This is a genomic window from Streptomyces niveiscabiei, from assembly GCF_001419795.1.
Lineage (GTDB): Bacteria > Actinomycetota > Actinomycetes > Streptomycetales > Streptomycetaceae > Streptomyces > Streptomyces niveiscabiei.
In genome coordinates this window covers 1-9,365 of record NZ_LIRL01000046.1, presented here as the reverse complement: position 1 = coordinate 9,365, position 9,365 = coordinate 1, and the positions used below count along the sequence as shown (strand labels likewise).

General features: G+C 71.5%; 5 protein-coding genes. All 5 read left to right on the top strand.

The window, feature by feature from the left end:
- Nucleotides 1–3,593: condensation domain-containing protein (locus AOK24_RS03025; protein ID WP_240553621.1), on the top strand; the 3,593-nt coding region annotated here is incomplete at its 5' end.
- Between the two features lie 3 nt (nt 3,594–3,596).
- Nucleotides 3,597–7,454 (top strand): non-ribosomal peptide synthetase, encoded by a 3,858-nt coding sequence (locus tag AOK24_RS03020; protein WP_055718486.1) that lies wholly within the window; start codon nt 3,597–3,599, stop codon nt 7,452–7,454.
- Between the two features lie 12 nt (nt 7,455–7,466).
- Nucleotides 7,467–7,679: an MbtH family protein gene (locus AOK24_RS03015; RefSeq protein ID WP_050369211.1), complete on the top strand. Its 213-nt coding sequence runs from the start codon at nt 7,467–7,469 to the stop codon at nt 7,677–7,679.
- A complete protein-coding gene (locus AOK24_RS03010) occupies nt 7,676–8,365 on the top strand; it encodes a thioesterase II family protein (protein WP_055718485.1) in 690 nt (229 codons plus the stop codon). The genes AOK24_RS03015 and AOK24_RS03010 overlap by 4 nt, the downstream gene beginning before the upstream one ends.
- Nucleotides 8,366–8,379: 14 nt before the next feature.
- Complete coding sequence (locus AOK24_RS03005; RefSeq protein WP_055718484.1) at nt 8,380–9,204, top strand: SDR family oxidoreductase; 825 nt, start codon at nt 8,380–8,382, stop codon at nt 9,202–9,204.
- Nucleotides 9,205–9,365: the final 161 nt, after the last annotated feature.

The following is a 9,365-nucleotide window of genomic DNA, read 5'->3' as shown; positions in this document are numbered from 1 at the left end:
GGGCGGACGACCAGGTCAAGGTGCGCGGGTTCCGGATCGAACTCGGCGAGGTGGAGGCCGCGTTCGCGCGGCAGGAGGGCGTCGAGAAGGCTGTCGTGGTGGTTCGGGACGGCCGGCTCGTCGCGTACGCCGTCGGACAGGGCCTGGACGCGGAGGAGTTGCGTCGGCACGCGGCTCGTACGTTGCCCGAGCACATGGTCCCGGCGGCCGTAGTGCCGCTGGAGCGGCTGCCGTTGACCGCGAACGGCAAGGTGGACCGGGCCGCGCTGCCGCAGCCCATGACGGCGGGCGGTCACACAGGCCGGGCGCCGCGTACGCCGCAGGAGGAGATCCTGTGCGGGGTGTTCGCGGAGTTGCTCGGGGTCGCGGTGCATCAAGTCGGCGTGGACGACGGGTTCTTCGACCTCGGCGGTGATTCGCTGCTGGCGATGCGGCTCACGGACCGGGTCCGGGGTGCGTTCGGTACGGCGTTGCCGGTGCGGGCGGTGTTCGAGGCTCCGACGCCAGCGGCCCTAGCCGAGAGGCTGCGGGCGGAGGAGGCGCGCACCGAAGGGCGACCCCAACTCGCCGCGTACGAGAGGGGTTACGCGCCGATCCCGTTGTCGTACGCCCAGCAGCGGCTGTGGTTCCTGAGCCGGCTGGACGCGGGCAACGGGACGTACACCGTGCCGTGGGCGCTGCGGTTGTCGGGCCCGTTGGACCGGGAGGCGTTGCGGGCGGCACTCGGTGACCTGGTGGCGCGGCACGAGTCGCTGCGGACGCTGTACCCCGACTTCCAGGGGACTCCGTACCAACGGATCGTGGACGCCCAAGCCTTGGACCTGGCGATCGTTCCGACAACCGCCGGGGAACTCGCCGCGCGCCTGACCGAGGCTGCCCGAGAGCGATTCGACCTGGCGGCCGAACTCCCTCTCCGCGCAACCCTGTTCGAGCTGGACGCCGAGACGCATGTGCTGTCGCTCGTGGCGCATCACATCACGGTGGACGGCTGGTCGATGGCGCCGCTGATGCGGGACCTGGAGACGGCGTACGCGGCGCGGGTCGCCGACACCGAACCGGGCTTCCCCAAACTGCCGTTCCAGTACGCCGACTTCGCGCAGTGGCAGCGCGAGACGTTGGGGGACGCGTCGGACGCGGAGAGCCTGATGGGGCGTGACATTGCCTTCTGGCGCGAGGCGTTGGCCGGTGCGCCTGCCGAGTTGCCGCTGCCGCTCGACCGTCCGCGCCCTGCCGAGCCGACCGGGCGCGGTGATCGGGCCGGGTTCACGATCGACGCGGACCTGCACGCGGGCCTGACCCGGCTGGCCGCCGAGTCGAAGGCGACCCTGTTCATGGTGGTGCAGGCGGGACTTGCCGCGCTGCTCACGCGGTTCGGTTCGGGGACGGACGTCACGATCGGGACGCCCGTCGCCGGGCGGCCGGACAGCAGGCTGGATGAGTTGGTCGGGTTCTTCGTCAACAGCCTCGCGCTGCGCACGGATACGTCGGGCAACCCCACGTTCCGTGAACTGGTCGGCCGGACACGGGAGTTCGATCTCGCGGCGTACGCGCATCAGGACGTGCCCTTCGACGTGCTGGTGGATGCGCTCGGCACGCGGCGGACGCTGGCCCATCACCCGTTGTTCCAGGTGGTGTTGGCGTTCACGGGGCATGGCGAGCAGACGTCGCTGCGGCTGCCTGGGATCGAGGCGGGCCGCGAGATCGTCGAGACCGGTGCCGCCCGCTTCGATCTGTCGCTCTACCTGAGCGAGCGCCGCGAGCAGGACGGCACCCCGGCGGGGATCGACGGAATCGCCGAGTACAGCACGGACTTGTTCGACGCGGAGACGGGCGGGCGGCTGGCGCGGGCGTTCGTGCGGCTGCTCGGCGCGGTCGTGGCGGATTCCGGGGTGCGGATCGGGGACGTGGACCTGCACGGGGACGACGTACGGCCCGTACGTCAGGTCCGCCAGGAACCGGCGCCGGTCGCACCCGAGACCGGGGCCGCACCGAGCGGTTCTCCGGCGGAGCGGGTACTCGCCGGTCTCTACAGCGAGTTGCTGAAGCTGGACGAAGTCCCCCTGGACGAGGACTTCTTCGCGCTCGGCGGTGACAGCATCGCGGCGATCCGGCTGGTGAGCAGGGCCGCCGAGGCGGGTGTGGTGATCACGGCGCGGGAGGTCTTCAAGCACCAGACGGTACGGGAGTTGGCGGCGGTGGCCCGGGGTCCGGTGACCGTGCGGGCGGACGACGGGACCGGCCTGGTTCCCCTCACGCCGATCATGCGGTGGCTTCTCGAACGGGGTGGCCCTGTAGGGAGGTTCAGCCAGTCGGTGTTGCTGACGGTTCCGGCTGAGGCCCAACTCCCGGATCTCACCGGGGCGCTTCAGGCTCTGCTCGACCATCACGACATGTTGCGGGCCGAGTTCGTGGCCGAGGGGCTGGTTGTGCCGCAGGCGGGTGCGGTGAACGCCGCCGACAGGATCGTCCGGCGCGACGTCTCCGGCATCGACGACTTCCGGTCCGTCGTCGCCGAGGAGTCCGAGCGGGCCGTCGCCCTGCTCGATCCGGCGGGCGGGACGATGCTCCGCGCGGTGTGGTTCGACGCCGGTCCCGGGCGGGACGGGCGGCTGCTGATCGTCGTGCACCATCTCGTCGTCGACGGCGTGTCCTGGCGGGTGATCCTGCCGGACCTCAAGTCGGCGTGGGAGGCGGTCAGGGCCGGGCGGACGGCTCAACTGCCGGTCGTAGGGACGTCGTTCAAACGGTGGGCCGAGATTCTCCGGACCCAGGCGGCAGCGCGGGGCGACGAGGTCGAGCTGTGGCGGGGGGCGGCGGGGACGCCGTTGGGAGCACGGCCAGTCGATCCCGATCAGGACACCGCCGCCACAACTCGGGCCGTGCGGGTGGAGCTTGGGGCGGAGGCGACCGGTCGGCTCATCGGCGGTGGCGGGGTCCAGGACGTGCTGCTCGCCGGGCTGGCGTCGGCTGTCGGTGCGCGGTACGGGTGCTCGGAGGTCGTCGTCGACGTCGAGGGGCACGGGCGGGAGGAAGTGGTTCCCGGGGTCGAACTGTCGCGTACCGTCGGCTGGTTCACCTCGCTCTACCCGGTGCGGATCAGCACGTCAGGTGAGCGGACGCGTGAACTGCCGGACAACGGGCTCGGATACGGCCTGCTGCGTTACCTCAACCCCGACACGGCGGACGAGTTGGCGAAGGTTCCGACGCCGTCGATCGGGTTCAACTACCTGGGCAGGTTCACCACTCCCGGCACGGAGTCGTGGACGTTCGCCCCGGAGTCTTCGTCCCTCGCCAAGGGAACCGATCCCGAACTCGCCGTCGCGCACCCCCTGGAGATCAACGCGGTCGTGCGGGACTCGGACGAAGGGTCGGGGCCGGTCCTGGTGGCGGACTGGTCGTGGCCCGAGGGGGTCCTGACCGAGGCCGAGGTGCGGGCGCTGGCGGAGACCTGGCGCACGGAGGTCACGTCAGCCGTCACCCGAACCACCACCGAGCAGCACCGACCCGATGTGCAGGCCCTCACCCCGTTTTCCGACGATCTGCCCTTCTCCGACGACGAACTCGCCGAACTGGCCGACGGATTGGACGACTGACCGGTGGCTCCCCCCACGACCCCCAAGCCGGCACCGGCCGACGTCCTACCTCTCACCCCGCTCCAGGAGGGCCTTCTCTTCCACGCCCTGTACGAGCACGAGCGGGGTGAACAGGACGTCTACGTCGTCCAGTTGGTGTTCGAGCTGGAAGGCCCGATGGACGCGGACCGCCTGCACGCCTCCGCGCAGGCCCTCCTGGACCGCCACCCCAATCTCCGCGCGGCGTTCAGGCGCCGCCGGGGCGGCGGGCCCGTCCAGGTCGTCCCGCACCGCGCGACCCTCCCCTGGACGGAAACCGACCTCACCACCGCCGCCGACCAGGAAGCGGCCTGGGCCGAACTCCTCGACAAGGACCGCGAAACCGGCTTCGACCCGGCCCAACCACCGCTTCTGCGCTGCACGTTGGCCCGCCTCTCCGACCAGCACCACCGCCTGCTGATCACCCACCACCACATCCTCCTGGACGGCTGGTCGGTCGCGGTCCTGGTCCGCGAGCTCCTCGCCCTCCACCAGGGCATCGAGCTGCCGCCCGTCCCGCCCTACCGGACCTTCCTCCAGTGGCTGAACCGCCAGAACCGCACGGCCGCCGAGGAAGCCTGGCGCGAGGCGCTCTCCGGAGTCACCGAACCGACCCGCCTGGCACCCGAGGCGCCTCCGGGAGCGGGGCAACTCGCCCAGGTGAGGATCGAGTTGTCCTCGGAGACGGGCGCCGCTCTCACCACGGCGGCCCGCCGCCTCGGCGTCACCCTCAACACCCTTGTCCAGTCGGCCTGGGGACTCCTCCTGGGACGGCTGACCGGCCGGGACGACGTCGTGTTCGGTACGACGGTGTCGGGCCGCCCGCCCGAACTCCCGGGCGTGGAAAGCATGGTGGGCCTGTTCATCAACACGGTCCCGACAAGGGTACGGCTGCGCCCGGCGGACTCCCCGGCCCGCCTCCTGCGCGAGGTGCGTGACACCTACGCGACGCTCCTCGACCACCACCACCTGGGCCTCGCGGACATCCAGCGAGCGGCGGGGATACCCGAACTCTTCGACACGCTCCTCGTGTTCGAGAACTACCCGGCGGACCTGGCGACTTCGGGCGAGGGCCTCCACCTCGCCGGTTCGAGTGGCCGTGACGCCACCCACTACCCGGTGACGCTCGTCGCGCTCCCCGGGCCTCGCCCGCGCTTCCGACTCGCCTACCGCCCCGACCTGTTCACGTCCGACTGGGCGCAGGCCACGCTGGCCCGGCTGGTGCGGATCCTCACGGCGATGGCGGCGGAACCGGAGCGGCCCCAGGGGCTCATCTCCCTCGAAGACCGGCCGCGCCGGGCGCAGTTGCCGCCGGCGGCGTCGCGGACCCTCACCGATCTCTGGTCGGCGCAGGTGACGGCGGCTCCCGATGCCGTCGCCGTCGTGGATCGTGGAACCTCTCTGTCGTACCGCGAACTCGACGAGCGAGCCGGGCACTTGGCCCGGGCGCTCGTCGAACTCGGGGCGGGGCCCGAGCGGGTGGTGGGGATCGCGTTGCCGCGTACGGCGGAGTTGGTCGTCGCGGTGCTGGCGGTGCTCAAGTCGGGTGCCGCGTATCTGCCACTGGACCCGGCGTATCCGGCGGAGCGGCTGGCGTACATCGTCGGCGACGCCCAGCCGGTCGTGGTCCTGGCGACAGAGGACGGCACGGCCCGCGCGATGCCCTGTGGAACGCCGACACTCGATCCGGCCCGTGCGGCCGGGCAGAAAACTCGGGTAACCGTTTCCACAACGCCCGCCGCCCCCGACAACCTCGCCTACATCACCTACACCTCCGGCTCCACCGGCCGTCCCAAGGGCGTCCTCGCCACGCACCGCAACGCGGTCGAGTTCGTGGAGTGGACGCACACGGCGTTCGGCCCGGAGCGGCTGGCGGAGGTCCTGTTCTCCACCTCGCTCAACTTCGACGTGTCGGTGTTCGAGATCTTCTCGCCGCTGACCTGCGGCGGCCGGATCGAGATCGTCGAGAACCTGCTCGCCCTGACCGACGGCACATCCCGCGAGGCGGGCCTGATCAGCGGCGTTCCCACGGTCATGGCGAGCGTCCTGGCGGATCGGCCCTCCGTCTCGGCCCACACGGTCGCCCTCGGCGGCGAGCCGATCCCGGCCCGGCTGCGGAAAGACGTAGAGAACGCTTTCCCCGGCGTACTGCTCGTCAACTTCTACGGCCCGACGGAGGCGACGGTCTACGCGACGGCCTGGCGGTCGGACGGCAGCCCGACCGGTGCTCCCGACGCGGGCCTCTCACCGCACGTCCAAGAGCCGCCCATCGGACGCCCGTTGGCCCGTAACCAGGTCCATCTTCTCGACCACGCGCTCCAGTTGGTCCCGAACGGCGCGATCGGTGAGGTGTACGTCGCGGGCGGCGGCCCCGCACGCGGCTACCTGGGCCGTCCGGCGCTGACGGCCGAGCGCTTCGTCGCCGACCCGTTCGGTGAACCCGGCCAACGCCTGTACCGCACCGGCGACTTGGCGGTACGCGAGCCCGACGGCCAGCTGCGTTTTCTGGGCCGCGCCGATCAGCAGGTCAAAGTCCGGGGATTCCGCATCGAGTTGGGCGAGGTCGAGGCCGCGCTGACGACCCACCCGACGGTCGCCGAGGCCGCGGCGACCGTACGGGAGGACGCGCCGGGCGAGAAGCGGCTGGTCGCGTACGTCGTCCCCGGCGGGCCGGTCTCCCCCGACACCCTGCGCGAGCACCTCGCCCGCACCCTCCCGGCCCACATGGTGCCGACCGCGTACGTCACCGTCCCCGCCATCCCCCGTACGGCGAGCGGGAAGTTGGACCGCCGCTCGCTCCCGGCGCCGGACGCGCCCCTCGCGGCGAGGACCGCTCCGCGCACCCTGCGGGAGGAGCGGATCCGGGACATCTTCGCCGAGGTGCTGAGTCTGGACGCGGCCCAAGTCGGCGTCCACGACAGCTTTTTCGACCTGGGCGGGCACTCGCTGCTGGCGCCGCGCCTCACCTCCCGTATCCGGGCGGAGCTCGGTGTCGAACCCTCGCTGCGGTCGCTGTTCGACGCGCCGACGGTCGCCGAGCTGGCCCGGGGGCCGGTGGAAGCGGGCGCCGCGCCGCTCGGCCCGCTGCTGCCGCTGCGGGTACGGGGCGAGCGCGAGCCGCTGTTCTGTCTGCCGCCCGCGTCCGGGCTGGCCTGGGGGTTCGCGGGGCTCGCGCGTCATCTCGCCCCTGGGCGACCGCTGTTCGGGCTTCAGTCGCGGGGGCTCGTCCCCGGCGAGGCTCCGGCCGCTTCGCTGGCCGAGGCGGTCGCCGAGCACACCGCACGCATCCGGGAACGCCAGCCCGAGGGGCCGTACCACCTGCTCGGCTACTCGATGGGCGGGCTCGTCGCGTACAAGGTGGCTGTCGCGCTCCAGGCCGCCGGGGAGAAGGTCGCGCTGCTCGCGGTCCTCGACGCCTTCCCCGGCACGTGGATCCGGCAGGCGCCGCCGGCCGACCGGCCCACGCTGCTGCGGAGCATCCTCACCGTCCTCGGCCGACCGGTTCCCCAAGTCCCGCTCACCGACGAGGTGTTCGCGGAGGCCGTCTGCTGCGTGCCGGACATGGCCGGTGGCCTCACGGACGACGAGCTCGCCGCGCTGGTCGCTGTGACGGCTCAGAACGGGCGCCTGCTCCAGGAGTTCGCGCCCACCAAGTATGACGGCGACCTGCTGGTGTTCACCGCAGCCGAGGACCCGGGCGCCGTGCCCGGCCGGTACGGCGACTGGCGCCCGTACGTCACCGGCCGCGTCGTCGACCACGAAATCCCCTGCGCCCACGGGGAGATGACCCGCCCCGGGGCGCTGGACCGGATCGGCCCCGTACTGGCCGAGCAACTCGCCTAGGAGAAAGCCGATATGACCACCAACCCTTTCGACGACGACTCGATCGAGCACTTCGTGCTGGTGAACGACGAGAACCAGCACTCCCTCTGGCCCGCCTTCGCCGAGGTGCCGGCCGGGTGGACGGTCGTGCACGGCCGGGCGAGCCGGACGTCCTGTCTGGAGTACGTCGAGGAGCACTGGACCGACATGCGTCCGCAGAGCCTGATCGACGCGATGGGACAGTGACCGTGACCAAGCTGATCTGTCTGCCCTACGCCGGTGCCGGTGCCTCCTTCTACCGGCCCTGGTCCGGTGGCGAGTTGGAGATCGTCGCGCCTCAGCTCCCGGGTCGCGAGCGGTTGATCGACGACGAGCCGTACCGGGACGTGCACGCGGCAGTGGACGGGCTGCTGGGCCAACTCGACCTCGACGGCGGCCGGTTCGCGCTCTTCGGGCACAGTCTCGGAGCCGTCCTCGCCTACGAACTAGCCCACCGACTCGTCGAGTTGCCCGGCGTCGAAGTGGCACACCTCTTCGTAAGCGGCTCCCCCGAGCCCGATCTCGGGCGGGAGCGGCGGGCGACCGGGCTGTCCGACGCCGAATTCCTGGACCGGGTCGGCGAGTTCGCCGGGTACCGGCATCCCGCGCTGGAGGACCCGGAGATGCGGGAGCTGCTGCTGCCGACGCTGCGGGCCGACGTCGAGATGCACGAGAACTACGTCCGCAGCACGAGCCTTCCGCTGGACGCGCCGATCACCGTGTTCCGGGGCGTGGACGACGAGTTGGTGAGCCGCGAGGAGGCGGCCTCCTGGTCCAAGGCGACCAGCCGTGACTTCGGCCATGTCGAGGTGCCCGGCGGTCACATGTATCTCACCGATTCGGGGCCGGAGTTGGTGCGCGCGATCGCCGACCGGCTCACGGCCGTTTCGTAGTCAGGGAGTTCGGTATGCGTCTCGACGGCAAGTCGGTGCTGGTGACCGGCGCGGCCCGGGGGTTGGGGCGGGCGATCGCGGTGGCCTGTGCCCGTGAAGGGGCCGATCTGGCTCTGCTGGACATCTGCGGTGATCTGCCCGGGGTGCCGTATCCGCTGGGTACGCGGGGGCAGTTGGAGCATACGGCCGCGCTGTGCGGGGAGTTGGGGGCGGCCGTGGTGACGGTCGAGGCCGATATCCGGGATCTGCTCGCCGTGCGGGAAGCGGTGACGGTCGCCTGTGACCGGTTCGGGCGGATCGATGTCGCCGTCAACAACGCGGGGATCGCGGCGCCTTCGGGGAAGCCGGTGCACGAGATCGACGAGGACGAGTGGGCGCTGATGATCGACGTCGACCTGTCCGGTGCCTGGCGGGTGATCCGCGAGGTGGGCAAGGCGATGAGTGCCCGGCGGTCGGGGAGCATCGTCAACGTCGCTTCCACGGCTGGGCTGGTGGGGTACCGGCACTTCGCCGGGTACGTCGCCGCCAAGCATGCCGTGATCGGGCTCACCAAGGCCGCCGCGCTGGACTACGCGCCGACGAAGGTGCGGGTGAACGCGGTGTGCCCGGGGTCGGTCCGGGACGAACCGCAGGCCGAGGGGCGGATGTTGGCGGAGATCGCGCGGGCGCTGGAGGTGCCGGTGCATGAGCACGAGCGGACGTTCGTGGAGGCGCAGCCGATGAACGCGCTGATCGAGCCGGAGGATGTAGCCGGGGCGGTCGTGTTCCTCGCGTCCGACGAGTCCCGGCAGGTCACCGGTTCCGTACTGACCGTGGACGGCGGGTTCAGCGCCCGCTGAACTGCCGGAGAACATCGAGGAGTTGTTCCGTGTCGTCGTCACTTGCCGCGCGCTGCTGTGCCCTGCGGACCCCGTCGGCCTCTGCCGAACCAGGGTCTCGGGCCTGGGTCGAGGAGCTGCCCGTACCCGCCGATCATCCGGCGGCCGTACGGCGTCGGGGA

Coding starts and splice junctions, on each gene's coding strand:
- AOK24_RS03015 (WP_050369211.1), top strand. CDS start 7,467: ATGACCACCAACCCTTTCGACGACGACTCGATCGAGCACTTCGTGCTG.
- AOK24_RS03005 (WP_055718484.1), top strand. CDS start 8,380: ATGCGTCTCGACGGCAAGTCGGTGCTGGTGACCGGCGCGGCCCGGGGG.